This window comes from Micromonospora sp. NPDC047753 (assembly GCF_040642735.1).
Classification (GTDB): domain Bacteria; phylum Actinomycetota; class Actinomycetes; order Mycobacteriales; family Micromonosporaceae; genus Micromonospora.
Genome location: NZ_JBEYSL010000043.1, coordinates 1 through 23,063, shown reverse-complemented (window position 1 = coordinate 23,063; position 23,063 = coordinate 1). Strand labels below are relative to the sequence as shown.

Sequence of the window (23,063 nt, the reverse complement as noted above, 5' to 3'; positions counted from 1 at the left end):
GGCGGAACCGTACCTTCGTTCTGTCTATTCGTCTCTGGTCGCCACCGACACCATCGGCAGCCCTCGGCGGGTCGCCGCGTACTTGGCCACGTCGATGGTCTTGCCGCCACCGATGCCGACCACCGCGTCGTAGGACCGGGCGCGGAGTTTGCCGCCCAGGTCGTCGGCGGCGTCCAGTGTCCCGCCGGAGACGGTGAAAACGTCCGCCGAGCGCAGCGACGGTCGGATCAGCTCCGCGATCTGGGCACCCTGACCCGGGCCGACCACCACCGCGACGTCGCCCCCGGAGGAGATCCGCCCGTCGGCCAGGATCGCGCCCAGGTCGGCGACCGCCCCGCGTCGCACGTCGATGTGCAGCGGGGTGAGGACGCTCCGAGCTAGTAGCGGCACGCGATCTCCCGCGCGCGGGCCAGGTCGGCGTGGTTGTCGACCTCGACCCACAGGACGTCACCGATCGGCGCCGCCCGCACCTCCCCGCCCCGGTCGGAGAACTCCTGGTAGCCGTCCTCGTAGTAGAGGTTCGGGTCCCGTCGCCAGGTCGCCTCCAGCGCGTCGGCGAGGGCGTCGGCGACCTGCGGTTCGATCAGTGTCGCGCCGATGTACTCCCCGTACGCCTCGCCCGGGTCCATGATCTTGGTGATCCGGGTGAGCTGGCCGGCGGCGTCGAAGGTGGTCTTCATCTCCTCCTCGGCCAGCGGCTTGAGGGTGTCCACGGCCAGCAGGATGCCCGGACCACGCTCGGCGAGCAGGGTCTTCTCCACGCTCACCGGGTGCACGGTGTCCCCGTTGACCAGCAGCACGCCGCGAGCGAAGTACTCCCGGGCCAGCCAGAGCGAGTAGGCGTTGTTCCACTCCTCGGCCTTGTCGTTGTGCACAAGGGTGAGGGTGACCCCGTACTTCTTTTCCAGCTCCGCCTGGCGGGAGACGACCGCGTCCGCCGCGTACCCGACGACGATCACGATGTCGGTGAGACCGACCTCGGCAAGGTTGCCCAGCGCGATGTCCAGGATCGTCGTCTCGCCGTCCACCGGCACCAACGCCTTGGGCAGGGTGTCGGTGTACGGGCGCAGCCGTCGTCCCGCTCCGGCCGCGAGCACCATTCCGATCATCGCGACATCCTCCCTAGTCCTGCTCCGGTCACCGGTGGAGGATAGCGCCGGCCGGGTGCGCCGCTCCGGCCAACCGGGTCAGCCGGGCAAGGCCGCCAGGTCGGCGAGCATGGTCAGGCGCTCCTCCGCGCTGAGCGCGGCGTACGGGGCGGCGGCCCGCCGGTCGGTCTCCAGTTCGATGGCGAGTCGCTCGGGACCGGCCGGCAGGGCGGCGATGCTCGACGCGGTGTGTCCGGCGGCGGTCCAGGCGGCGGCGTGCGCGTCGGCCCGATGGTGTCGCAGCGTGCCCAGCCGGTTGAGCAGCAGCACGCCCGACGGTGCGCCGTCCGGCTCGTACGGGGGTGCCAGTGCGGTGAAGGCCGAGGAGGCGACCGGGTTCGTCTCCTCGTCGGCCAGCACGAGTGCGTACGACAGCAGTCGGCCGAGCATGGACACCAGCCGGGCCACCCGGTCGTCGTGGCCGGCCCACAACTCCTCGGTGACCTCGGCGTGCACCTGGTACAGCTCGGCGAGGAACGCCGCGCCCCGCTCGGTGGCGGACAGGGAGCCGTCCGGGCCGCGGTAGATCATCCCGTGGGCCACCTGCTTGTCCACGCTCCGCCGGCAGGCGACCGGGTCCTGGTAGCGGGTGATGGCCGCGAACCCCTGCCCGTCGACGGTGCCACCGGGTGCGGCCAGCCGGGTGCGCAGGTCGACCAGGAAGCCGGTGGCGGTGATGCCGCCGTAGCGCTGGGACAACTCGGCGCCACCGCCGTCCCGGCCGGCCAGGATGCCGGCGCGGAAGGTGCGGTCCACGGCCGGTGCGAGCAGCCCGGCGATCCGGTGGGGCGCCAGGTCGATGGCGTTCACAGACCGATCGACCGCAGGACGGCGAAGCCCTCCTCCGCGATCCGCCGGATCAGCCCGTCGTTGACGTCGCGGTGCTCGTCGAGCACCGTCACCTCGTGCTCGGCCAGCCAGCGGTACTCGGTGTGCTTGCCGGCCTCCAGCATCGGGCGGTCGAGGTCACCGTCGACGCGGACCAGGAAGTCGTACTCGGTCCGGGCCAGGCCGTCGTCGCCGACGTAGCTGTACTCGCCCACCTGGCCCAGGACGTGTGAGAGGACCCAGCCGGTCTCCTCGGTGATCTCCCGGCGCAACGCCTCGTCGATGTCCTCACCGGGCTCCACGTGGCCGCCGACGATGTCCCAACAGTTGGGAAACAGGCGTCGGTGTGGTGAGCGGCGCTGAAAGAAGATGCGGCCGTCATGGTCGACGATCAGCGCGCCGGCGCAGCGCAGGGGCTCGGTGGACACCATCCGACAGTAGCCAGCGTCCGCAGCTTGTGCGATGCCGCTCTTGTCCCGGAAACATCCACCGACCACCATGTCCGTACCGAATGCCACCGTCCCAAAGGGGTGATGTGTGATGCAGGTACGGGATGCGATGTCCAGCCAGGTCCTCGTCGTCGGTCCGGAGCACACGCTCCGCCAGGCGGCCCGGATGATGTCGGCCCGCGGTGTCGGGTCGGCGGTCGTGATCGACCCGGATTCCGAGGGCGTGGGGATCATGACCGAACGTGACGTGTTGAAGGCCATTGGTGCCGGTCTGGACTGCGACGTGGAACGCACCGGCGCGCACCTGACCTGGGACGTGGTCTACGCGGGGCCGGAGTGGACGGTGGCCGAGGCCGCCGCCGCGATGGCCCGGGGCGGATTCCGGCACCTGGTGGTGCTGGACGGCCGGGAGGTGGCCGGCGTGATCTCCGTGCGGGACATCATGCGGGTCTGGTCGGAGAGCCAGGCGGTCGCCACCACCTGACCGGGGGTGGTGTGCGGGGCCGGATCGATGGGTAGACATCCCTTGCGGGCGCGGAGATGCCGTGGCCCGTGGGGGAGGTCCCGATGCGTGACGCGGAGCGGCTGGTCGAGCAGCAGTACGCAATGCTCCTGCGTCGGGACGTGGCCCGGCTGCCGGATCTCTACGCCCCCGAGGCGTTCTACGCCATGCCGGGCGTGACGGTCCGTCCGATCGAGCTGCCTGCCCTGCTGCGCACCTGGACCGGCGCCTTCCCGGATCTGCGAGTCGACCCGATGGGCGCGGTCCGCACCGGCGGGGGCGCCGCTGTCGAGCTGCGGCTGACCGGCACCCACACCGGCACCCTGCATTCGCCGTACGGCACCGTCGCGCCGACCGGCCGGCTGGTGAGCTGGGAGGTGGCCGACGTGGTCCGGGCCCGTAAGGGTCGGATCACCGCCTGGCGCTCCTACTTCGACTGGAGTCAGCTCCTCGACGCGCTCGGGGTGCAGCTGGAGGGACTTTCCCGGGGTGCGCAGCACGACGCGCTCGCCCTTCCGGTCTGATCTGCCGCCGACCGGTGGAGTGCCGTCACCCGACCCGGTGGCTCAGGATGCGGACATCGCCGTGCCGACCGCGTGTCCCCCGCCGTCGCCCGTACGCTCAATATCCATGACCGCCGAGCAGTTGATCTCCTTTGCCCGTGGGGCTCCCTCCCTGGACATCGTCGATGTCGAGGGGCTCAAGGCCGCCGCCGTCCGCGCCTTCGACGCCGACCCCGCGGGGGTGACGGCGTACGGCACCTCCGTCGGGTACCTTCCGCTGCGGAAGTGGATCGCCGAGAAGCACGGGGTCGAGGCCGACCAGGTGCTGGTCACCAATGGGTCGCTTCAGGCCGACGCGTTCCTCTTCGACCACCTGGTCCGCCCGGGCGACGCGGTGGTGGTGGAGCGCCCGACGTACGACCGGACGCTGCTCAACCTCCAGCGGATGGGCAGTGAGCTGCACAGCGTCGCCGTCCAACCGGACGGGCTGGACACTGCCGAGCTGCGCAAGCTGCTGGAGTCCGGGGTCCGCCCCCGGCTCGCGCACGTCATCCCGAACTACCAGAACCCGGCCGGCATGACGCTGTCCCTGGAGAAGCGCCGGGAGCTGCTCGACCTGGCCGCCGAGTACGAGTTCACGATCTTCGAGGACGACCCGTACGCGGACGTCCGCTTCCGTGGCGAGGCGCTGCCGTCGATGCTCTCGCTGGACACCCGCAACGTGGTGGTGCACGCGTCGAGCTTCACCAAGACGGTGTGCCCGGGTGTGCGGGTCGGTTACCTGGTCGGCCCGGCCGACCTGATCGCCTCCATCGCGAAGAACGCGACGAGCCTCTACATCTCCCCCGGGATGGTGTCCCAGGCGATCGTGCACCAGTTCTGCGTCTCCGGTGACATCGACCGCTCGATCGAGACGGTTCGGGCGGCGCTCGGCGAGCGGGCCCAGGTGCTCGCCGAGTCGTTGCGCCGGCACCTGCCGCAGGCGCGGTTCGTGGAGCCCGACGGCGGCTACTTCCTCTGGGTGGAGTTCCCGGAGGACGTGCTGGTCGACCGGCTCGCCCCGGCGGCGGCCGAGCGCGGGGTCGCCGTGGTCAAGGGCAGTGACTTCGTGCTGGACGGCGGGCGGCACGCTCTCCGGCTGGCCTTCTCGGCGGTGACCGCCGATCGGATCGACGAGGGCGTCCGGCGGCTCGCCTCGGCCGTCGAGGCCGTCCGCAGCTGACTCAACTGTCGGGTTCCTGACAGAACGACGATGCCGGCCGTCCCGGGGCTCCCCTCCGGGCGGCCGGCTGGCCCACAATGCTGCGAGCGTCACCCCGCGAGTTGCGGTGTTCACCGCCGGCCTCCGGGCTCGGTCCCGCTGGGTCGACGCGGCAGCACAACCTCCCGCCCCCACAGGTGCCGGGTGGGCCGTGTCGTCCCCCGCACACCCCCCGATGCGGCCCGGCCCGCCCGGCGCCGCCCCCACGCGACCGCCGTCACACCGGTCTTCGACCGCGACCGCCGTCACACCGGTCTTCGACCGCGATCGGCGTAGCCTGCAAGCCGCTGACTGAGCGCGGGAGGTGACGCGATGACGGATCGGACAGAGCGGGACCGGACGGCAGCGTCGACCACCGGTCGGGTGCTGCGACCTCGGGCGTGGCCCTCCCCGGTCCGGGCGATGACCCGGATCCTCAACGCCGACGGCTCGCCGCCCGCGCCGGCCCCGACGGGTACGGGCACCGGCCGCAGCGCTGTGGTCGACTGCGCGCTCTACGTCGACGGCAAGCGGCAGCCCGGCGACTGGACCTACGCGGAGGCGTTGGCCGCTGCCCGCCGCGAGGAGCACGGCTTCGTCTGGATCGGTCTGCACCAGCCGGAGCTGGCCGAGATGACCGCCATCGCGGAGACCTACGGCCTGCACGAGCTGGCGGTCGAGGACGCGGTCAAGGCCGAGCAGCGCCCCAAGCTGGAGCGGTTCGGCGACGTCGTCTTCCTGGTGCTGCGCACCGCCCGCTACTGCGAGCACACCGAGCTGACCGAGAACTCCGAGGTGGTGGAGACCGGGCAGGTGATGCTCTTCATCGGCCCGAACTTCGTGATCAGCGTCCGGCACGGCGACGCCTGCCGGCTCGCCCCGATCCGCGCCGACCTGGAGACCAAGCAGGAGTTGCTGCTGCACGGCCCGTGGGCGGTGGCGTACGGGGTGACCGACCGGGTGGTCGACCTCTATCTGGAGGTGGCCGAGCAGATCGAGGACGACCTGGACGTGCTGGAGGCGGAGGTCTTCGACCGGCAGGGCCACGGGCGGATCCAGCGGATCTACCAGATGAAGCGGGAGCTGGTCGAGTTCAAGCGGGCGGTGGTGCCGTTGCAACGGCCGCTGATGACGCTGACCTCCCAGGTCAACCGGGACGTGCCGAAGGAGATCCGCAAGTACTTCCGGGACGTGCAGGACCACCTGAGCCGCACCGTCGAGCAGGTGAACTCCTACGACGACCTGCTGAACTCGATCCTCCAGGCGCGGCTGGCCCAGGTCACCGTCGACCAGAACAACGACATGCGCAAGATCGCCGCGTGGGCGGCCATCGCCGCGGTCTGGACCTCCATCGCCGGCGTCGAGGGCATGAACTTCGACAACATGCCCGAGCTGAAGATGACGTACGGCTATCCGGTGGCGCTCGCCCTCATGCTCGGCGTCTCACTGGCCCTCTACCGCTGGTTCCGCCGCAACGGCTGGCTCTGAACCGGCGACAGCGCCGCGCACGCGGAAGCGCCGACGAGTGGGTGACCACTCGCCGGCGCTCCGATGCGCTGCTGTTGAGCTCAGCGGCGGCCGTTGGTGCGGGCCGTGTCCTTGCCCAGCGCCTTGGTGAGGTCGTCGGTCGGCCGACCGGAGACGTCGGTGGCACCCTCGGCGACCGACGGGACCTTGTCGGTCGGGCGGACACCGGTCTGCTTGGCCGGGGCGGTGGTGCTGGCGCTGGAGCCGCCGGCCACCGCCGAGCTGCCCGCGCCGGTCATCCCCGCCGCGCCGGACATGGCGGACCCGTCTGAGCCCCGGGCGGCGGACGGCGTACGCACCTCGATCGAGTCGACCTCGTCGCGCATGGGCTCCAGGGTGCTGCGGGTCGGGTCGTACTCGGCCCACTCCTGCTGCTCCCGACGGCGACGCAGCGCGACCGCGCCGGCCAGGCCGGCGATGGCACCCGCCGCCAACAGGCCGGTCATCATCGAGCCGCGACGACGCGGCTGCTTCTTCTTACCGGTGATCCGCATGGTCTTCGACTTGGCCTTCCTGGTCAGCGGCCCTGCCTGCGCGGCGCCGTCACGAGCAGCCGCCGCCAGCGGTGCCAGCGTGGTGAGAGTCGTCCCCCAGCCGGTCGACGCGCGGTCGCGTACCTTCGCGGCGGTCGGTGCGACGTAACCTCGGGCCACCTGGACCCGCGGGCCGACGGTCGCGCCAGCGCCCTTCGCGGCGTGGTTGGCTGCCAGCATCAGGTGGCTGATGCTCTGGTTCAGCTCGGCCTTCGCCAACTGCCCCTGGGACTTACGCCGCCCGAATCCAAACACGGTCCTACCTCCTGGGAGTTGTTCCTTCGTCATCCTCCACCTTCGGATGCCTCCGCGATGCCAGATCGGGCACATGGGAGGATCCGCATGGAACTGACCAACGAGTGAGGAGTACCCGTGGCCGAGGCTGTCTACGCCACCCTGCACACCAACGCTGGCCCGATCCGGCTGGAGCTCTTCCCCAACCACGCGCCGAAGACCGTCCGCAACTTCGTCGACCTGGCCGAGGGCAACCGTGAGTACACCGACCCGCGCACCGGTCAGCCGGGCAGTGGTCCGTACTACGACGGCACCATCTCGCACCGGGTGATCAGCGGTTTCATGGTCCAGATGGGCGACCCGACCGGCACCGGCCGGGGCGGCCCGGGCTACAAGTTCGCCGACGAGTTCCACCCGGAGCTGCGGTTCGACCGTCCGTACCTGCTGGCGATGGCGAACGCCGGACCGGGCACCAACGGTTCGCAGTTCTTCATCACGGTGTCCCCGACGCCGCACCTCAACAACCGGCACACGATCTTCGGCCAGGTCGCCGACGAGCAGTCGGTGAAGATCGTGGATTCGATCGCGAACACCCCGACCGGTCCGAGCGACCGTCCGCTCCAGGACGTCGTCATCGAGCGGGTCGAGATCGAGCGGTCCGCTTCCTGAGCGACCGGCGAGGTACCTTTGCTCGCATGATTGAGCGCTCCGGAGCACGGCCGGTGCCGGTGGACCGTGCGGTGGCGGACGGAGGGTCGGCCCGGTGAGCGAGTCTCCACCGACCACCCCGGTCTGCTACCGGCACCCCGGCCGGGAGACCTACGTCCGGTGCGCCCGCTGCGACCGGCCGATCTGTCCGGACTGCATGCGAGAGGCGTCCGTCGGGCACCAGTGCCCGGAGTGCGTCGACGAGGGACGTCGCAGTGTCCGGCCGGCGCGTACCGCCTTCGGCGGCGGTACGGCCGGCCGGCACGGCTATGTCACCAAGGCGCTGATCGCCGTGAACGTGCTGTTCCTGCTGGCCTCCATCGCCTCCGCCCGGGGCGGGGACGCGGCGGTCGGCGGTTCCGGCTTCGGCGGCCTGATGGGTGGCAGCACGCCGCTGACCGAGTGGGGTGCGGTGCTCGGCCGGGCCTACCTCTCCGACTACACGCTGGGCGGGATCGCCGAGGGCCAGTGGTACCGGCTGGTCACGGCGATGTTCCTGCACTATGGCGTACTTCACCTGCTGCTCAACATGTGGGCGCTGTGGGTGCTCGGCCGGTCGTTGGAGGCCAACCTCGGGCGGGTGCGGTTCGCCGCGCTCTACCTGATCGCGGGCCTCGGCGGCAACGTGGCCGCCTACCTGTTCAGCAGCCCACGGGCGGCCACCGTCGGCGCGTCGACGGCCGTGTTCGGTCTCTTCGCCGCGCTGATCATCATCGAGCGCAGGTTGGGCCGGGACATCTCCCGGATCATCCCGATCCTGGTGATCAACCTGGTGTTCACGCTGGCTGTGCCGGGCATCTCGATCCCCGGGCACCTGGGCGGCCTGGTGGTCGGCGCGCTGATGGCGTTGGTGCTCGCGTACGCGCCACGTGGTCGGCGCACGCTGGTGCAGGTCACCGGTGGGGCGCTGATCCTGCTGATCCTGCTCGCGCTGGTGCTCTTCCGGACCGCCGCACTGCTCACCTGACAGACCGCCGCACTGCTCACCTGGCAGGGCGGGCGGCGCGCAGTGCGGCGGCCACCTCTTCCGGGGTGGCCCCCAGGTCGTACCGGCCGAACAGATGCAGCGAGTTGCCCGCGTCGATCTCCAGGGTTTCGCTGGTGAGCCCGAGGCGGGGCCGCCGGTCGACGGCGATCGCCTCGACCGTCGACCAGGGCAGCAGCCGCCGGCCGGCGTAGCCGTGGATGACGGTGAGCCCGGCCGGGTCCACCGCCAACCGGACCGGCGCGACCAGGTCACGTACCGCCCAGCCGGCCAGCGCGGCGGCGGCCAGGACGGCCAGTGCCAGCCGGACCGGGTCGCCGTCGGCGAAGAGCAGACCGAGCGCGATGAGCAGAACCACACCGGCCAGTTTCGCCGCCGGCAGGCTCGCCGGCACTCGCCACTGCCGGGCCGGGGAGGTCTCAGTCACCCGCCCAGCATGCCAGCGGTAAGCCGAATCGCCGCCCCCGCGCGGGTCGATCATGCAGTTGTGGTGCCCCAAATATGGTGCGAAACGGGAGCTTCTGCCCACCACAAGTCCATGATCGACGCCGGAGGGTCGATGGACGACGTAGGATCGGGGCAGCCCAAGTTACCGGGGAGTAAACATGAGTGACGCGGTCATCGTCGGCGCGGTTCGTACCCCGGTCGGACGCCGCAAGGGCAGCCTCGCCGGCGTCCACCCGGTCGACCTCTCGGCGCACGTGCTGCGCGCCCTCGCCGAGCGCACCGGGCTCGACCCGGCCCAGGTCGACGATGTCTTCTGGGGCTGCGTGTCCCAGGTCGGCGAGCAGTCGTGGAACATCGCCCGCAACGGTGTGCTCGCCGCCGGCTGGCCCGAGACGGTCCCCGGCACGACGCTCGACCGGCAGTGCGGCTCCAGCCAGCAGGCCCTGCACTTCGCCGCCGCGACGGTGCTCTCCGGTCAGGCCGACCTGGTGGTCGCCGGCGGCGTCGAGTCGATGACCCGGGTGCCGATGGGCTCCAGTGTGGCCGGCGGCATGCCGTTCAGCGACCAGCTGCGCGCCCGTTACCGGGGCGTCGAGGGCTTCGCCGACGACGCGCCGCTGCCGTTCAACCAGGGGGTCGGGGCCGAGCTGATCGCCCAACGGTGGCGTCTCTCGCGTACCCAGCTGGACGAGTTCGCGCTGGCCAGCCACGAGAAGGCGGCAGCCGCGCAGGACGCCGGCGCGTTCGACCCGGAGCTGACCCCGGTGCCGCTCGCCGACGGCGGCAAGTTCGCCGCCGACGAGGGCATCCGCCGGGAGACCTCCCTGGAAAAGCTGGGTGAGCTCGCCACCCCGTTCCGCGCCGACGGCGTGGTGACCGCCGGTTCCGCGTCCCAGATCTCCGACGGCGCCGCGGCCCTCGCGGTGACCACCTCCGACTGGGCCAGCCGACACGGCCTGCGCCCGTTGGCCCGGATCCACACCGCAGTGGTCGCCGCCGACGACCCGGTCACCATGCTCACCGCACCCATCCCGGCCACCGCGAAGGCGCTGCGCCGCGCGGGGCTGGGCATCGAGGAGATCGGGGTGTACGAGGTGAACGAGGCGTTCGCCCCGGTGCCGCTGGCCTGGCTGGCGGAGACCGAGGCGGACCCGGAGCGGCTCAACCCGCGTGGCGGGGCGATCGCCCTCGGCCACCCGCTCGGCGGCTCCGGTGCCCGGATCATGACGACCATGCTCCAGCACATGCGGGACAACGGCATCCGCTACGGCCTTCAGACCATGTGCGAGGGCGGCGGCATGGCCAACGCCACAATCGTCGAGCTGGTCTGAGGGCACCGCCACACACCGGTCACTCCCGCCGGGATGCTGGTGGGGGCGCGAGCCGACCGTTGGGCATGTGCACGACCCGGAGGAACGCGGGCAGTCGCCACGGCCTCGGCCCACCGATGACGACGTCGCGCCGCAGCACCGCCTGCGCGATGCTGATCCGGCCGAACATCATCAGGTTGAACCGGGCGGGGCGGAACGTCACGCTCGCGTCGAACGGGGCGTCGGGAGCCGCGATCCACACCCGGCGGTCGCCCAGGGTCAGCGTCGTCGTCGGTACGTACCGTGAGCGGAACTGCACCGACACATCGTGCCGGGGCGTCGGCAGTTCGGTGTTGAGCAGCACCCCGTACGTGTCGCGCAGCATGTCGAACATGAACAGGTCCCAGTAGAGCGCGGCGTGCTCGTCCGGCATCGGCCACGCCCGGCGGAGCGCCCGGGCGATGTCCCAGCCGTGCACCAGCAGCTCGTTGGTCAGATGGGCGAACAGGCCGCCGACCGTCACCCGCGCGTTGCCCAACCAACTCACCGTCGATCGCGGATCGGCCGACGTCGCCAGGAGGCGGTCGACCATGGTGTTCAGCTGCGTCAGCAGCACCTGCGGATCGCGTTCGGTGAAGTGGGCGAGCACGTGGGCATTGACGTCGGCCACCGTGTCCACGTTCGTGGTGGCGAGCAGGTCCTCCAGCCCCGGCACCCGGATGGGGACCTCGGTGCCCTCCAGTCTCGACACGTACAACATCGCGATCGACACCACGTGGGCCAGCGTGTCGGCCACTGTCCAGTCGGCGGTCGCCATGACGACGGGCGAGGGCGCGGCGGTCACCAGGTCGGTGAACCGGTCGGTTGCCGTTCGCAGTGCCGTGTTGGCCACACTCCACCGGTTCGGGTCTGCCGCGCCAGTCATCCGAACAGCATCGGGGACCTGACGTGCCGGAGCATCTTCGAACGTGCCGTCTTCGCCGCGGGCCGCAGGTCCGGACCGGCGTCAGTGGTTGTAGAACATGGTGGGGAACCAGCCGAAGCCGAAGATCGAGGGCACCCGGACGTCCCAGTACACGACTGTGAAGACCCCGAGGGCGATGAGCAGGGCGCCGCTGAGCACCATGCTGCGCCGCACGTCGGCGGCGAGCCAGCCGATGAACCGGCCGCGGGTGAGCATGATCAGCAGTGCGAACAGCGCGGTGACCACCACGATGTTGCCGAGGGACTGCAGAACGAACGCGGCCGAACCGTAAAGCGGGTTGCCGCTGTCGACCGCCCAGTGGAACAACTTGTTGAACAGCGGGTACGGCCGGCCGATGAGGAAGCCGCCGATGAGCGCGCCGAGAGTGATCACCCGCGCGACCGGTCGGTCGTCGAACACGTCCCGCACCGTCCCGATCGCGGCCAGCCCGAGGTAGATGAGGGCCAGTCCGATGACACCGAACACCACTGACGACTGGATGATGCGTACCGGCACTCCACCGGCGGTCTCGGTGGACAACTGGGGGAGCCGGTCGCCCAGGAGGACTCCGACGAACCCGTACACCGCAGCGACGGCGACCATGCCCAGGGTGAGGTAGCCGACCGGCCGCAACAGCAGCCGGAGTCGGTCGCCGTTGCCACCGCTTGCCGCGCCGAGCGGCCCGATGGACGCGAGCATCGCGATGTTGCACGCGGTGAAGGTGCCAGCGAGGCCCGACACGAATGCGAACACCAGGCCGGCGGCGGTACCGGAGATCGCCGTCGCCTTCGCGTCGTGACCGAGGAGCCCGCTGGCGACGCTGTCACCGATGACCGAGTCGACGAACTCGTAGGACCAGAGCACGGCCAGCAGGACTCCGGCCGCCACGCTCACCGCGATGATGACGCCGTTGCGGTGTGGACGCTCGGCGACGAGGGGTCCCGCGAAGTCTCGGGTGCCTGTGGTCGGCGTTTCCGTCATAGCTCTACTCCCCGGGCCGATTCGCACGTGACTATGCGCAGCGATGATGTCGCTCAGGGTGGTCCCGTCGCATCTCGCAGAGTGCGCAATCGGCCTTCGATGGGACGCCGCGACGTGCCGGCCGGAAAAGCGGTCCCCAACGTCGGTAAGACGGCCTAGGGTGCCCAGCGTGACGACGATCGCCGGTGAGCGTGACCCCGACTGGTCCAGCGAGCAGTGGCAGGTGCGGGCCCGGTCCTGGGTCGACGCGCAGCTCAGCCGGGCCGGCCGACGGGTGACCGGGCCGGTGGAGCCGAGGCTGCGGCCTTGGTCGCTGGTGTGGCGGGTGCCCACCGATGACGGCCCGGTCTGGTTCAAAGCCAACAACCCGGGCACCGTGCACGAGGCGGTCCTGATCGCGGCGCTCGCCGAGTTGACGCCCGACCGGGTGCTCACGCCGATCGCGGTGGACCCGGCGCAGGGCTGGTCGCTGCTACCCGACGGCGGCGAGTCGTTGCGCGACGTGCTGGCGCGCGACCCCGACCTGGCGCACTGGGAGCGGGCGCTGCCCGGGTACGCGGCGCTGCAACTGGCGAGCGCGTCGCGCGCCGACGAGCTGGTCGCCTCCGGCGTGCCGGATCAGCGTCCGGAGGTGCTGGCCGGTCTCTTCGCCGAGCTGCTCGACGATCACGAGGCGCTGCTGCTCGGTGCCGAGGGTGGGCTCCGTCCGGAGGTGCACGAGCGGTTGCGGGCCGAGCTGCCGGCGTACGCGCAGCGGTGCCGCCGGCTCGCCGACCTCGGCATCGCGGCGACCGTGCAACACGACGACCTGCACGACGGCAACGTCTTCGCCGGCGCGGCCGGGTACCGGTACTTCGACTGGGGCGACGCCTCCGTGGCGCACCCGTTCGGCACGCTGCTGGTGACCCTGCGCAGCGTCGGGCACGCCGGGAAGCTTGCCCCCGACGACGCCCAGCTGGTGCGGTTGCGCGACGCGTACCTGGAGGTGTGGACCGACCGGTACGACCGGCGGACCCTCGTGGAGGCCGCCGACCTCGCTATCGGCCTGGGTCCGGTGAGCCGGTCGCTGTCCTGGCGTCGGGCGCTGGACACCGCCGAGGAGTCCCGCGCCGAGTACGCCGACGCGGTCCCGGGGTGGCTGGAGGAGCTGTTCGCCGCCAGTCCACTTCAGCCGAACTCCTGACCATGATCCGTCCGAGTCGGAAGTCGGACAGGCAGTGCGACAGGCGGCGTGGAACTTCCAAAAAATCCGGGTGACCCACGTCACCCTGCTGGGGACGTCGTTGGGCAGGTCATGGACGTCTTCTCCCGAACGTTCCTCCCGGCCGCCGCTGAGGCTGGCCTGGCCGTGCAGACGGTGAGCCGGCACATGCCGGTCTTCCGGCGCTGCGTCGGCTCCGGTGACGCCACCATCCTGGTCACCCGTTGCAGCCGCCCCGACCGACCGGTCACCGGCGACTACCTGTTGCTACTCACGCACCGCCGCCTGGTGGTGACCCAGCAGACCCGCCTCCTGCACCGACTGCGCCTGCATCTCAACACCGAGTTGCGGGAGCTGAGCAACGTCACCTGGAGCCCGGACCCGCGGCTGCAGTCGGTCGAGATGGCGGCCACCGCGATCGACGGGATCCGTGAGCGGTTCCTGATCCGGACCAGTCACCCGAAGCAGGTCTGGCAGCTCGACGCGTTGCTCAACCAGGCGTTCCGGACCCGCCTGCGGCCGCCCGGCGCGCGGGTCGTCGCCAGCATCGGTGACGCGCCGGCCGCCGCCCGGCCCGGGCTGTTCGCTCCGTCCTGGTGAGCTGACCCCGAGCGGGCGTCGCCCCGCCTTTACCGAACTCGAACACACACCGATCGCGCCGAGCCTGCGCGGTCGGCAATCATGGGCCGGTGACCGTCGAACCACCGCATCGCGGGCTCGTCCTCGTCGTGGAGGACGAGCCGGCCATCGCCGACCTGGTCCGGCTCTACCTGACCCGGGACGGGTTCGGCGTCCACCTGGAACGTGACGGCGAGGCCGGTCTGAGCGCTGCTCGCCGGATGCGCCCGGTGGCCTGCGTCCTGGACATCGCGCTGCCGGGTCTGCCCGGCACCGAGATCTGCCGCCGGCTGCGCGAGGCCGGCGACTGGACCCCTGTCATCTTCCTCACCGCCCGTGACGACGAGGTGGACCGGATCGTCGGCCTGGAGTTGGGTGCCGACGACTACGTCACCAAGCCGTTCAGCCCTCGGGAACTGGTCGCCCGCGTCCGCGCGGTGCTGCGCCGATCCGCCGGCGGCCCGGAGGGCGCGGACCGCCCACGTGTCGTCGGCCCGGTGACCCTCGACCCGGCCCGCCGCACGGTCACCGCCGCCGGTGCCCCGGTGCAGCTCACCTCCACCGAGTTCGACCTGCTGGCCCACCTGATGGCCCGGCCCGGCCGGGTCTTCACCCGGGAGGAGCTGCTGGCCGGAGTCTGGGGCTACGCGGCGCACGCCGGCACCCGGACGGTGGACGTGCACGTCGCCCAGGTGCGGGCGAAGCTCGGCCCGGCGAGCGTGATCCGGACCCATCGCGGCGTCGGGTACGCGGTAGATGCCTGACCACCCCCGGCACGTCGAGTCGCCGACCATGGCCCTGCCGGTGGTCGGCGCCCCACCCACCGCACCCCGACGAGGCCGACCCGGCCGTACGCTGACCGCCCGCGCGGTGCTCGTCACCTGCGCGGTGGCCCTGGTGTCGGTGCTGGTCACCGCCATCGTCGCGGTGCCGTTGGCGATCCGGGGCGCGGAGCGGAGCGAGCAGGAAGCGCTCGCCGCCCAGGCCCGACTCGCCGCCGAGGTGCTGCGGACCCGCCTCGACCGGGGGCGCAGCGCCGACGAGGAACGGCTCATCCAACAACTGCGCGACCAGGGCATCGACGCGTACCTGATCCGCCGTGGGGCGGTCGACCGGGCGGGTCTGCCACCCCGGGTGGTGCAGCGGATCGGGCAGGGCCGCAACGTGTCGGCCCGCCGCTCCGTCAACGGTGAGCGGGCCCTGGTCGAGGGTCGGGCCCTGCCCGGCGGCAACGGGGTGGTGCTCTCCCGTCCGCTGGCCAACGGGCTGTGGGCCCGGGTGCTGCTCAGTCTCTGGTTGCCGCTGCTGGCCGGGTTGACCGCCGGTGTGGTGGCCGGGCTGCTGCTGGCCCGTCGGCTGGCCCGGCCGATCCGGGTCGCGGCCACCGCAGCCGCCCGGCTGCGCGCCGGTGACCGGGCCGTCCGGGTGCCGGTCGAGTCGCCGGACGAGGTCGCCGACCTGGCCGAGGCGTTGAACGGTCTGGCTGCCGCTCTGGCCACCAGCGAGGGCCGACAGCGGGAGTTCCTGCTCTCCGTCTCGCACGAGCTACGCACCCCGCTGACCGCGATCCGGGGGTACGCCGAGGCGCTCGCCGACGGGGTGCTCGGCGCCGACGACACGGTGGACACCGGTCGGACGATGCTGGCCGAGGCCCAGCACCTGGACCGGCTGATCGGCGACCTGTTGGCACTGGCCCGGCTGGAGGCCGCCGACTTTCCCCTGGAACCGGTGCCGGTGGACCTGACTCAACTGGCAGTGGACGCGCAGCCGACCTGGTCCGGTCGGTGCGCGGCGGTGGGCGTGCCATTCCGGGTGGAGACGCCCGGTCAGCCGGTACCCGCGTACACCGATCCGGGGAGGATCCGGCAGGTCCTGGACGGGCTGCTGGAGAACGCGCTGCGGGTCGTACCCCCGGGGTCGCCGGTGGTGCTCGCGGTCCGGTCGGCCGGCGCGGACCCGGCGCACGGCGGCGTGTTCGAGGTCCGCGACGGCGGGCCCGGCTTCACCGACGACGACCTGGCGGTGGCCTTCGAACGCGGTGCGCTGCACGAGCGTTACCGGGGGGTGCGCAAGGTGGGCAGCGGGCTGGGGTTGGCGCTGGCCGCCGGGCTGGTCCGCCGGTTGGGCGGGGAGATCGCCGCCGGGCACGCGCCGGAGGGCGGTGCCGCCTTCACCGTCCGGCTGCCCGGTGATCCTTACCTGACTCGAACATCGGCCTGACGCTCCGCTCGTCGTTCCGGGGAAGGCTGAGGGCTCCACTGACAGAGAGGGAGAGTCATGCCACGTTGGGGTATCGCCACCGGCACCACGGCACTGCTCGCGGCGGTCGCGCTCGGCGTCAGCGGCTGCGGCGCGGCCGAGGTGGCCAGCCAGCCCGCGCGGGATGTCGCCGTCGAGGTCGCCGCCGCCATGGGAGTCGAGGGTCAGGCACTGGCCGCGATGGGCTTCGACGCCGACGACCTGGACGTGCTGACCGTCGCCGCACCGGCCACGCCGACGCCGGGTTCGTCCCCCAGCGCGAAGGAGAAGGCCCGGGAGAAGCGCGGTGAGGAGTGGCGCAAGCGCCGCCAGGCCCGCGTGCTGCTGCGTAAGAACACCCTGCACGGTGAGGCGGTGGTGAAGACGAAGGACGGCGGTACGCAGACCGTCGCCGTGCAGCGCGGCGAGGTGACAGCGATCGACGGCGACTCGATGACCGTCAAGTCCACCGACGGCTTCACGATGACCTGGACCTTCGGCGACGACCTGCGGGTGGTCGAGCGGCGGGCCACGGTGCAGCCGAGCGAGGTGAAGGTCGGCGCGACGCTCGGCGTCGCCGGCGCGAAGGACGGCGACAAGGGCGTGGCCCGGCTCATCCTCGTTCCCCGCGCCAAGTGAGCGAAGGGGCCCTGACATCGGCCAGGGCCCCTTCCCCCGTCAGCAGACGCGAACTCGTCAGTAGACGCGGGAGCCGATGAAGTCGTCGTGACCGTAGCCGACCGGGTTGGCGGCGGTACGGGCTTCGAACGACCACTGCTGACGGGTGCTGCTTCCGCAGTTCGCCAACCGCAGGCGGGAGCTACCCAGCAGCGGGTTGTCGAACGCCACGCAGAGGTTGCTCGCGGCGGCCGGTCTGATCTGGTTGCCGGAGAAGACGAACTGCTGCGCGCCGGTGCCGTTGCAGTCGTAGATGTTGACAGCGGTTCCGGCTGTCATCGAGCTGTTGGCGACGTCCAGGCAACGGTCGTGGGACAGCTCCGAGTGCAACGACCGCCGGGCCGAGTCGTACCAGAAGCCCTGGTTGCGCCCACCGTGGCAGGAGTACGGCTGCTGCGCGGTGCCGTTGCGGGAGTCGTACCCCTTGCCGTCGACACAGGTGCCGGTGGCCAGGTTGCGCAGTTGCTTGAACTCCAGCAGACCCGGGTAGAGCACGCCACCGCCGGTGCTGGCCGGGTCGACGCAGCTCGCCCGCGTCTGCCCGGAGTTCCAGAACTGGGTGATGCACTGGGCGAACATGCCGTGTCCGCGGGCGTTGGGGTGGAACGACTGCCGGGCGGCGTTCTCGTTCCAGATGCCGACCTCAATGAAGAGCCCGCGCACCGAGGTGTTGTCGGTGCACACCTCGTGCCCGTGGAAGAGCCGGCTGGCGTCCAGGTAGCGGGTTCCGGTGTTCGCCGCGGCCGAGCGCAGCGCCGACTCGAACATCGGCACCGCCTTGTTCCGGGCGAACGCCGCGTCGGCCAGGTAGAGCAGACAACCGCCGGAGTACCAGCCGGGGAAGTTGGGGTTGTCCTCCACGTCGGGGCTGCCGGGGCTCGGGTACGACATCAGCACCAGTTCGTAGTCCGACCGCAGGTAGCCGGCGTTGGTCATGGTCTGCCGGATGTCGTTCAGCGCCGACTCCACCGCCTGCCGGCTGCCGTCGGTGCGGATCGTCCACTGGTCGGTGTAGGCGGGGTAGCAGGCGCCCTGGAAGAAGACCCGGCGGACGGCGCAGTCGGTGGCGACCGGACCGAACTGGATGGTGCCGTCACCGTTCGCGCCGACCACCACCCAGATCAGCTTCACGTGCGTGTTGCGCGCCTTGATGCCCAGGTGGTCGCCCTGGTTCAGCTCGTTGTGCTGGGTCGGGCCGCCGGCGATCAGGTTCCAGGGGGTGGCACCGGAGCAGGCGATGTTGTACTGCGCGTCCGACGTGATGCCGGCACGGAAGACCGCCTGGTCGTACGAGCGGTCGCACCAGTTGCCGTCCTGGTGGGTGCCGGGGACGTAGTTGCCGACCCCCTCACCGGAGATCTCGCTGTCGCCCATGGTGATCAGTGCGGTACGCCGTTGTTCGATCGGGCGGATCGCCGGGCTGCCGTAGAGGGCGGTCGCCTCGGCGGCCCGGATGGCTTCGAGGTTGGCGGGGAGTGGTTGGACGGTTGGTCGGTCGGCGGCGGTGGCGGGGGTGGCCGGTCCGGCGAGCATCGGTAGGACGAGAGCGGCGACGGCGACGGCGACGGTGATGGCCCGTCGTCGGGTCGCGCGTTCGGGCCTGGCGGGGATTGCAGGCATCGACGCACTCCTTTCGGCTCAATCGCGGGACGTCGATTGAGTTACCAGACGGTAACGTGCGAATCAACAGATGTGAATGCGCCTCAGATCCTTGCGCGCGGAATGCAGAACCGCCCGGATCGGACTATCCGACCCCCACGGCGGCGCTAGCGGCCCGGCGGCAGGGCGTAGCCGACGTAGCTGCGGAACTCCAGCCGCCAGCCGGCCGGGACGAGTTTGGCGCAGGCCGCCTTGTTGCCGGTGCAGACGATCGCGTCGACCGAGGCGGGATCGGCCGGCGGTCGTTCCGGCAACACCGACTGCAACGCCACCAGGTCCGGTGAGCCGCCGTCGGGCTGCCGCAGCAGCAGCCACCACGGGTACTCCCAGTTGTCGTTCTGCTGCACCAGCCCGATCCGTCGCGCACCACTGTCCTGGACCGCTGTCGCCGCCCAGCGGAACTCGTCGGCCCACTGAGGGCGGCGCAGGAACCGGGTGTCCCAGTCCGAGGTGGTGAACACCGAGCCGGAACCGACCAGCCGGCGCGGGAAGCCGTACGACAGTGCGAGCACTCCGGCCAGCGCCGAGGTGGCCAGCACGGTGACGGCCGCCACGGTGGCAACAGTTCGACGCCCACCCGCGCGGTTGCGCAGGAGTGCGTCCAGCCAGAGGCCGGCGAGGGGCGTGGCGAGCACGACGGCGTAGAGCAGCAGCCGGTTGCCCCACGGCTGCCACTTGATCATCGCGGTGTGCAGCAGCACGGCGGTCAGCACCACCACGGCGTACGCCCGCAGCGACCCCGCCCGCTCGGGAGTGATCCGCCGTGGTCGGGCGAGCGCGATCACCGCACCGATCACCGCCAACGCCCCGGCCAGCGGGAACGCCACCCGGTCCTCGTCCGGATACCAGGCCGGCTCCGGGAACAGCTCCCGCCCGAAGGTGATCGCGCGGTCCTGCGGGTCGACCCCGATCGCCTCGGCGCCGCTGATGATCACCTCGGCTCCAGCCCGACGCAGCGGTGCCAGCGGCGTGTCGAACGCGGTGTGCCCGATCCGCAGCGCGTTGACCACTATCGACGCCGGGTCGTGCCGCTCCATGGGGATGGACTCGCGCAGCCGGGGCGGCCCCAGCGGGTGCCCGAACTCGGCGGTCACCCGGGCCAGGAACGGGCCGACCACCACGGCAGCGACCACCAGGATCAGCACCGAACCGCCGACAGTGCGGGCCAACCCGCCGATCGGCCAGGCCCGCCGACCTCCGCCGGGCGCTGTCGGGCCTGCCAACGCCGATCGATCGGCCCGGGCCAGCCTCAACTGGGCCAGTCCCCAGAGCACCAGCAGCGGGCCGACCGCGATCAGGCCGCTGGTCTTGGTCACCGCGGTCAACCCGGTGGCCGCCCCCAGCCCGAGCAGCGTGCCCCAGCCGGTCCGTCGGCTCAGACCGTCCAGCGTCAGGGTCGCCGCGCAGGCCACCCACGCCGCGCAGACCAGGTCGGTCTGCGTGCTGGTCGCCTGGAGCACGACCATCGGCGTGGTCGCCAGCACGAACGCGGTGAGCAACTGGGCCCGCCGGCCGCCGCCGAGCTGCGCGGTGATCCGTGCGGCCACCAGGAGGCAGACCACTCCGGCCGCCCACTGCACCAGGTTGTGCAGGTGGTCCCCACCGGTGAGCAGGCGCAGGTGCAGCAGCAGGTACTCGGCTCCGGGCGGAATGGTCACCTGCCGGTGGATGGCGGTGGGCCAGAAGTCCAGGTCGCCCTGGGCCACCCAGTGCTCCACCTTCGGCAGGTGGTACGTCTGCGAGTCGAAGTTGTTCGGCTCGGCCAGCAGCGCGACCAGCAGCTCCACCAGGACCAGCCCGCCGACCGTGCCGGCGAGGAGCCGCTCACCCGGCCGGGCCGTACGCCACGCCTCGACCGCTGCGGAACGAAGGTCAGCGAACCCCCGAGCAGCCCGGATCGGCGCGGGGCCGGGCTCACCGCGCTCGGCGGCCGGGGCGGACACGTCGGGTCCGCCACCGGACACCACAGCGCCGACCGGGACCGGCTGCGGTGCGGTGCTGACCGCCGGCGCGGCGCTGACCGGCACCGGTGCGGCGGCGCTCGGCTGCCCGGGGCGGATCGCCCGTCGCCAGCGCAGACCGGCCACCGCCGCGGCTGCGACCAGCAGAAGCAGCCAGGCGACTGTGAACGCGCCTCGGGTCAGCGCGTGCGACGCGCCGAGCACCTCGACGACGAGCACCGCGTACGCCCCGCTGAGCAGGACGGCGCGCACCACGGCGAGCCGCAGCGGTGCCACCGCGCCAGCCTCTCGTGGCATCACCGCGACGATGAGCAAAAGCACCGCGGCGGCAGGAACCACCGCGAGCAGGGAGCCGGCAGCCGACATGGCGGAAGTAAACACCATTGATCTGAGGCCGCCGCGTTGACTGCCCAGCGGTAGCGGTACGCGGTAAACAAACCAACCAGGTTAGGCTATGGCCGACGTGTTGCCGCCACCGTGGAGATCCCCGTGAAGCTCTCGATCCTCATGCCGGTCTACAACGAGGAAGAACGCATCGCGGATGCCCTCAAGCAGGCATTGGCGGTTGACTATCCGTGTGAGATCGAGTTGGTCGTCGTCGATGACGGCAGCCGCGACGGCACCGGCGAGGTCCTCGGTCGCGCCGACGACGCGCGCCTCCGGGTCATCACCCACCAGCGCAACGCCGGCAAGGGTGCCGCCATCAAGACGGCGGTCGACAGCGCGGAGGGTGACTACATGGTCATCCTCGACGCCGACCTGGAGTACGACCCGCAGGACATCCCCAAGCTGCTCGACCCGGTGCTCGACGGCCGGGCCACTGTGGTCTACGGCAATCGCACCTTCGGCAGCCACAGCGCCTACAGCTTCTGGTACGTGATGGGCAACAAGGGCGTCACGATGGCGGCCAACGTGCTGTTCAACTCGTACATCGGCGACCTGGAGACCTGCTTCAAGCTGATGCCGGTGGCGCTCTACCGGTCGCTCGGGGTGCGCTCGCGCGGCTTCGGCATGGAGGCCGAGGTGACCGGCAAGCTGCTGCGTCGCCGGATCCGGCCGTACGAGGTGCCGATCAGCTACCGGGCACGCGGCCGGGAAGAGGGCAAGAAGATCACCTGGAAGGACGGCGTCGAGGCGATCTGGATCCTCGGGCGCGAGCGCGCTCGCCGCCGCCCCGCCGTCTCAGCCGCCAACTGACCCCAGGAACGCACTGATCGACCGCCGCAGGCCGTCGGCGTCCAGCCCGTGCCACCGGGCGTGGTCGGCCGGATCGCCGTACCGTCGCAGGTCGGTCTGACCTACCCCGAGGGCGAGCAGCCGGTGCGGCACGTCCGCCAGGGCCCGGTTGACGAGCGCGCTCGACGTTCCCGCCAGGTACGGCTCGACCAACACCACGTCGGTGTTGGCGAGCGCCCGCAGCCCTGGCGTGTCGAGCGGCCGGGGTGTGTGGGTGTACGCCACTGTCACGTCCATTCCCTCGGTCGCCGCCAGGGTGGGGTCGAGCATCGGTCCGACCGCCACCACGAGGGGCGCATTCGTCGGGCCCTGCCGGAGCACCCGTAGCCGGGTGGCGTCCGGGTACGCCTCGGTGTTGCGCTGCTCGCAGAGCCGCAGGTAGATCGGATCGTCGGTGGTCGCGGCGTTACGCAGCAGCGGCCCCACCTCGTCCGGGTGGCCGGGCACCCGGACGGTCCAGCCGTCACCGAGGGAGTCGAAGAGCGCCACATCTCCGGGCGACTGATGGGTGCGACCCTCAGCCGATCCGTCGTACGACGCGCCGATGCTGACCAGGACGGCGCCAACGCCCTGGTGGTCCAGATCCAACTTGATCTGCTCGTACGCCCGGTCCACCAGGAACGTCGCGTACGAGTGCGCGATCGGACGCAGCCCGGTCAGGGCGAGCCCGCCGGCCACACCGATCATCAGTTGCTCCCGGATCCCGACGTTGAGCACCCGATCCGGGTGGCGGTGGCCGGCTGGGGCGAACTGGCTCGCCGAGATGTCGGCCAGCACCAGCGCGGTACGCGGGTCCTCGTCGAGGAGCGCTGTGGCGGTGTCGATGAAGGCGGTACGCATGTCGGTCATCCCTTGCTCCCGGTGCGGGCGACCACCAGGTGCGGGTGTCGCGGGCGGTGCCCGGTCAGTGCCGCGTACAGGGCTTCGTGGTTCCGGCCGTCGACGGTCTCGGCGGTCCAACCGTTGACGGTGAACCGGCCGGCGATGCCACCGGCCCACCCGTGGCTGGCCGACGCGTTGTCGACCACGACAGCGGTGAGGCTGTCCAGGCCGGTCGCTCCGGCGTACGCGATCGCCTCGTGGTTGGATCCCTCGTCCAGTTCGGCGTCGCCG

General features: G+C 71.4%; 23 protein-coding genes and 2 pseudogenes. 13 read left to right on the top strand and 12 right to left on the bottom strand.

The features are described from left to right. Positions 1-36 precede the first annotated feature (36 nt). From ABZ749_RS06205 to ABZ749_RS06190, 4 genes and pseudogenes are all read right to left on the bottom strand, one after another. Positions 37-390: pseudogene (locus tag ABZ749_RS06205) on the bottom strand (iron-containing alcohol dehydrogenase); the annotation flags it as partial. Next, entirely contained in the window at positions 378-1,109 is a 732-nt protein-coding gene (locus ABZ749_RS06200) for a phosphocholine cytidylyltransferase family protein (RefSeq protein WP_355004454.1), read from the bottom strand. The pseudogene ABZ749_RS06205 and the gene ABZ749_RS06200, both read right to left, overlap by 13 nt. Before the next feature lie 78 nt (positions 1,110-1,187). Continuing rightward, positions 1,188-1,958 (bottom strand): hypothetical protein, encoded by a 771-nt coding sequence (locus ABZ749_RS06195; RefSeq protein ID WP_357223369.1) that lies wholly within the window; start codon positions 1,956-1,958, stop codon positions 1,188-1,190. Then, positions 1,955-2,407, bottom strand: a complete 453-nt coding sequence (locus ABZ749_RS06190) for an NUDIX domain-containing protein (protein WP_181518408.1) — start codon at positions 2,405-2,407, stop codon at positions 1,955-1,957. Before ABZ749_RS06190 ends, ABZ749_RS06195 begins: the two co-directional genes overlap by 4 nt. A gap of 109 nt (positions 2,408-2,516) precedes the next feature. On the opposite strand from ABZ749_RS06190, the gene ABZ749_RS06185 reads away from it, so the two are divergent. From ABZ749_RS06185 to corA, 4 genes are all read left to right on the top strand, one after another. Then, positions 2,517-2,909 carry a CBS domain-containing protein gene (locus tag ABZ749_RS06185; protein WP_030487774.1) on the top strand — a complete coding sequence of 131 codons (393 nt, stop codon included), beginning with the start codon at positions 2,517-2,519 and terminating at the stop codon, positions 2,907-2,909. A gap of 83 nt (positions 2,910-2,992) precedes the next feature. After that, positions 2,993-3,451: an ester cyclase gene (locus tag ABZ749_RS06180; protein WP_357223364.1), complete on the top strand. Its 459-nt coding sequence runs from the start codon at positions 2,993-2,995 to the stop codon at positions 3,449-3,451. Positions 3,452-3,557: 106 nt separating this feature from the next. Continuing rightward, positions 3,558-4,652, top strand: a complete 1,095-nt coding sequence (locus tag ABZ749_RS06175) for a PLP-dependent aminotransferase family protein (protein ID WP_357193690.1) — start codon at positions 3,558-3,560, stop codon at positions 4,650-4,652. A 351-nt stretch (positions 4,653-5,003) separates the two neighbouring features. Then, positions 5,004-6,158: a magnesium/cobalt transporter CorA gene (gene corA, locus ABZ749_RS06170; protein ID WP_357223362.1), complete on the top strand. Its 1,155-nt coding sequence runs from the start codon at positions 5,004-5,006 to the stop codon at positions 6,156-6,158. Positions 6,159-6,238: 80 nt separating this feature from the next. Here corA and ABZ749_RS06165 read toward each other — a convergent pair whose 3' ends face one another. Beyond that, complete coding sequence (locus ABZ749_RS06165; RefSeq protein WP_112583840.1) at positions 6,239-7,018, bottom strand: hypothetical protein; 780 nt, start codon at positions 7,016-7,018, stop codon at positions 6,239-6,241. A gap of 84 nt (positions 7,019-7,102) precedes the next feature. On the opposite strand from ABZ749_RS06165, the gene ABZ749_RS06160 reads away from it, so the two are divergent. Both ABZ749_RS06160 and ABZ749_RS06155 read left to right on the top strand, forming a co-directional pair. Beyond that, positions 7,103-7,633, top strand: a complete 531-nt coding sequence (locus tag ABZ749_RS06160) for a peptidylprolyl isomerase (protein WP_357223359.1) — start codon at positions 7,103-7,105, stop codon at positions 7,631-7,633. A 94-nt stretch (positions 7,634-7,727) separates the two neighbouring features. Continuing rightward, positions 7,728-8,639, top strand: a complete 912-nt coding sequence (locus ABZ749_RS06155) for a rhomboid family intramembrane serine protease (protein ID WP_357223356.1) — start codon at positions 7,728-7,730, stop codon at positions 8,637-8,639. A gap of 16 nt (positions 8,640-8,655) precedes the next feature. Here ABZ749_RS06155 and ABZ749_RS06150 read toward each other — a convergent pair whose 3' ends face one another. Then, positions 8,656-9,138 (bottom strand): PH domain-containing protein, encoded by a 483-nt coding sequence (locus ABZ749_RS06150; protein ID WP_357223354.1) that lies wholly within the window; start codon positions 9,136-9,138, stop codon positions 8,656-8,658. Positions 9,139-9,262: 124 nt separating this feature from the next. Between ABZ749_RS06150 and ABZ749_RS06145 the strand changes: the two genes are divergently transcribed. Then, positions 9,263-10,435: an acetyl-CoA C-acyltransferase gene (locus ABZ749_RS06145; RefSeq protein WP_357223351.1), complete on the top strand. Its 1,173-nt coding sequence runs from the start codon at positions 9,263-9,265 to the stop codon at positions 10,433-10,435. Between the two features lie 19 nt (positions 10,436-10,454). On the opposite strand, the gene ABZ749_RS06140 is transcribed toward ABZ749_RS06145, so the two are convergent. Together ABZ749_RS06140 and ABZ749_RS06135 are read right to left on the bottom strand one after the other, a co-directional pair. Further along, positions 10,455-11,339 (bottom strand): maleylpyruvate isomerase N-terminal domain-containing protein, encoded by an 885-nt coding sequence (locus tag ABZ749_RS06140; protein ID WP_357223349.1) that lies wholly within the window; start codon positions 11,337-11,339, stop codon positions 10,455-10,457. An 81-nt stretch (positions 11,340-11,420) separates the two neighbouring features. Further along, positions 11,421-12,359, bottom strand: coding sequence for a hypothetical protein (locus tag ABZ749_RS06135; protein ID WP_357223346.1), 939 nt, complete (start codon positions 12,357-12,359; stop codon positions 11,421-11,423). 169 nt (positions 12,360-12,528) lie between these two features. Between ABZ749_RS06135 and ABZ749_RS06130 the strand changes: the two genes are divergently transcribed. The 5 genes from ABZ749_RS06130 to ABZ749_RS06110 all read left to right on the top strand — a co-directional run bounded on the left by ABZ749_RS06130 (position 12,529) and on the right by ABZ749_RS06110 (position 17,055). Further along, complete coding sequence (locus ABZ749_RS06130; RefSeq protein WP_357223343.1) at positions 12,529-13,542, top strand: aminoglycoside phosphotransferase family protein; 1,014 nt, start codon at positions 12,529-12,531, stop codon at positions 13,540-13,542. A 111-nt stretch (positions 13,543-13,653) separates the two neighbouring features. Continuing rightward, on the top strand, positions 13,654-14,160 hold the full coding sequence (locus ABZ749_RS06125) for a hypothetical protein (protein WP_357193713.1): 507 nt from the start codon (positions 13,654-13,656) through the stop codon (positions 14,158-14,160). A gap of 89 nt (positions 14,161-14,249) precedes the next feature. Next, on the top strand, positions 14,250-14,942 hold the full coding sequence (locus ABZ749_RS06120; RefSeq protein WP_328651712.1) for a response regulator transcription factor: 693 nt from the start codon (positions 14,250-14,252) through the stop codon (positions 14,940-14,942). Continuing rightward, positions 14,935-16,398 carry a HAMP domain-containing sensor histidine kinase gene (locus ABZ749_RS06115; protein ID WP_357223340.1) on the top strand — a complete coding sequence of 488 codons (1,464 nt, stop codon included), beginning with the start codon at positions 14,935-14,937 and terminating at the stop codon, positions 16,396-16,398. Before ABZ749_RS06120 ends, ABZ749_RS06115 begins: the two co-directional genes overlap by 8 nt. A gap of 57 nt (positions 16,399-16,455) precedes the next feature. Continuing rightward, positions 16,456-17,055, top strand: a complete 600-nt coding sequence (locus ABZ749_RS06110; protein WP_357223337.1) for a hypothetical protein — start codon at positions 16,456-16,458, stop codon at positions 17,053-17,055. 57 nt (positions 17,056-17,112) lie between these two features. On the opposite strand, the gene ABZ749_RS06105 is transcribed toward ABZ749_RS06110, so the two are convergent. Together ABZ749_RS06105 and ABZ749_RS06100 are read right to left on the bottom strand one after the other, a co-directional pair. After that, the gene (locus tag ABZ749_RS06105; protein WP_357223335.1) at positions 17,113-18,714 is read right to left on the bottom strand and encodes a ricin-type beta-trefoil lectin domain protein; all 1,602 of its coding nucleotides are present in this window, start codon (positions 18,712-18,714) and stop codon (positions 17,113-17,115) included. 146 nt (positions 18,715-18,860) lie between these two features. Then, positions 18,861-21,080, bottom strand: coding sequence for a glycosyltransferase family 39 protein (locus ABZ749_RS06100; RefSeq protein WP_357223332.1), 2,220 nt, complete (start codon positions 21,078-21,080; stop codon positions 18,861-18,863). Between the two features lie 123 nt (positions 21,081-21,203). Between ABZ749_RS06100 and ABZ749_RS06095 the strand changes: the two genes are divergently transcribed. Beyond that, on the top strand, positions 21,204-21,911 hold the full coding sequence (locus ABZ749_RS06095) for a glycosyltransferase family 2 protein (RefSeq protein WP_091397575.1): 708 nt from the start codon (positions 21,204-21,206) through the stop codon (positions 21,909-21,911). Here the strand turns inward: ABZ749_RS06095 and ABZ749_RS06090 are convergent. Next, the gene (locus tag ABZ749_RS06090) at positions 21,897-22,790 is read right to left on the bottom strand and encodes a transketolase (protein WP_357223372.1); all 894 of its coding nucleotides are present in this window, start codon (positions 22,788-22,790) and stop codon (positions 21,897-21,899) included. The genes ABZ749_RS06095 and ABZ749_RS06090 overlap by 15 nt on opposite strands. A 5-nt stretch (positions 22,791-22,795) precedes the next feature. Beyond that, positions 22,796-23,063: pseudogene (locus ABZ749_RS06085) on the bottom strand (transketolase); the annotation flags it as partial.

Bases quoted from the DNA above. Each gene is read 5' to 3' on its own strand.
- ABZ749_RS06200 (WP_355004454.1), bottom strand. From the start codon at position 1,109: ATGATCGGAATGGTGCTCGCGGCCGGAGCGGGACGACGGCTGCGCCCG.
- ABZ749_RS06190 (WP_181518408.1), bottom strand. From the start codon at position 2,407: ATGGTGTCCACCGAGCCCCTGCGCTGCGCCGGCGCGCTGATCGTCGAC.
- ABZ749_RS06185 (WP_030487774.1), top strand. From the start codon at position 2,517: ATGCAGGTACGGGATGCGATGTCCAGCCAGGTCCTCGTCGTCGGTCCG.
- ABZ749_RS06180 (WP_357223364.1), top strand. From the start codon at position 2,993: ATGCGTGACGCGGAGCGGCTGGTCGAGCAGCAGTACGCAATGCTCCTG.
- ABZ749_RS06175 (WP_357193690.1), top strand. From the start codon at position 3,558: ATGACCGCCGAGCAGTTGATCTCCTTTGCCCGTGGGGCTCCCTCCCTG.
- corA (WP_357223362.1), top strand. From the start codon at position 5,004: ATGACGGATCGGACAGAGCGGGACCGGACGGCAGCGTCGACCACCGGT.
- ABZ749_RS06165 (WP_112583840.1), bottom strand. From the start codon at position 7,018: ATGACGAAGGAACAACTCCCAGGAGGTAGGACCGTGTTTGGATTCGGG.
- ABZ749_RS06150 (WP_357223354.1), bottom strand. From the start codon at position 9,138: ATGATCGACCCGCGCGGGGGCGGCGATTCGGCTTACCGCTGGCATGCT.
- ABZ749_RS06145 (WP_357223351.1), top strand. From the start codon at position 9,263: ATGAGTGACGCGGTCATCGTCGGCGCGGTTCGTACCCCGGTCGGACGC.
- ABZ749_RS06140 (WP_357223349.1), bottom strand. From the start codon at position 11,339: ATGACTGGCGCGGCAGACCCGAACCGGTGGAGTGTGGCCAACACGGCA.
- ABZ749_RS06135 (WP_357223346.1), bottom strand. From the start codon at position 12,359: ATGACGGAAACGCCGACCACAGGCACCCGAGACTTCGCGGGACCCCTC.
- ABZ749_RS06125 (WP_357193713.1), top strand. From the start codon at position 13,654: ATGGACGTCTTCTCCCGAACGTTCCTCCCGGCCGCCGCTGAGGCTGGC.
- ABZ749_RS06115 (WP_357223340.1), top strand. From the start codon at position 14,935: ATGCCTGACCACCCCCGGCACGTCGAGTCGCCGACCATGGCCCTGCCG.
- ABZ749_RS06110 (WP_357223337.1), top strand. From the start codon at position 16,456: ATGCCACGTTGGGGTATCGCCACCGGCACCACGGCACTGCTCGCGGCG.
- ABZ749_RS06105 (WP_357223335.1), bottom strand. From the start codon at position 18,714: ATGCCTGCAATCCCCGCCAGGCCCGAACGCGCGACCCGACGACGGGCC.
- ABZ749_RS06100 (WP_357223332.1), bottom strand. From the start codon at position 21,080: ATGTCGGCTGCCGGCTCCCTGCTCGCGGTGGTTCCTGCCGCCGCGGTG.
- ABZ749_RS06090 (WP_357223372.1), bottom strand. From the start codon at position 22,790: ATGCGTACCGCCTTCATCGACACCGCCACAGCGCTCCTCGACGAGGAC.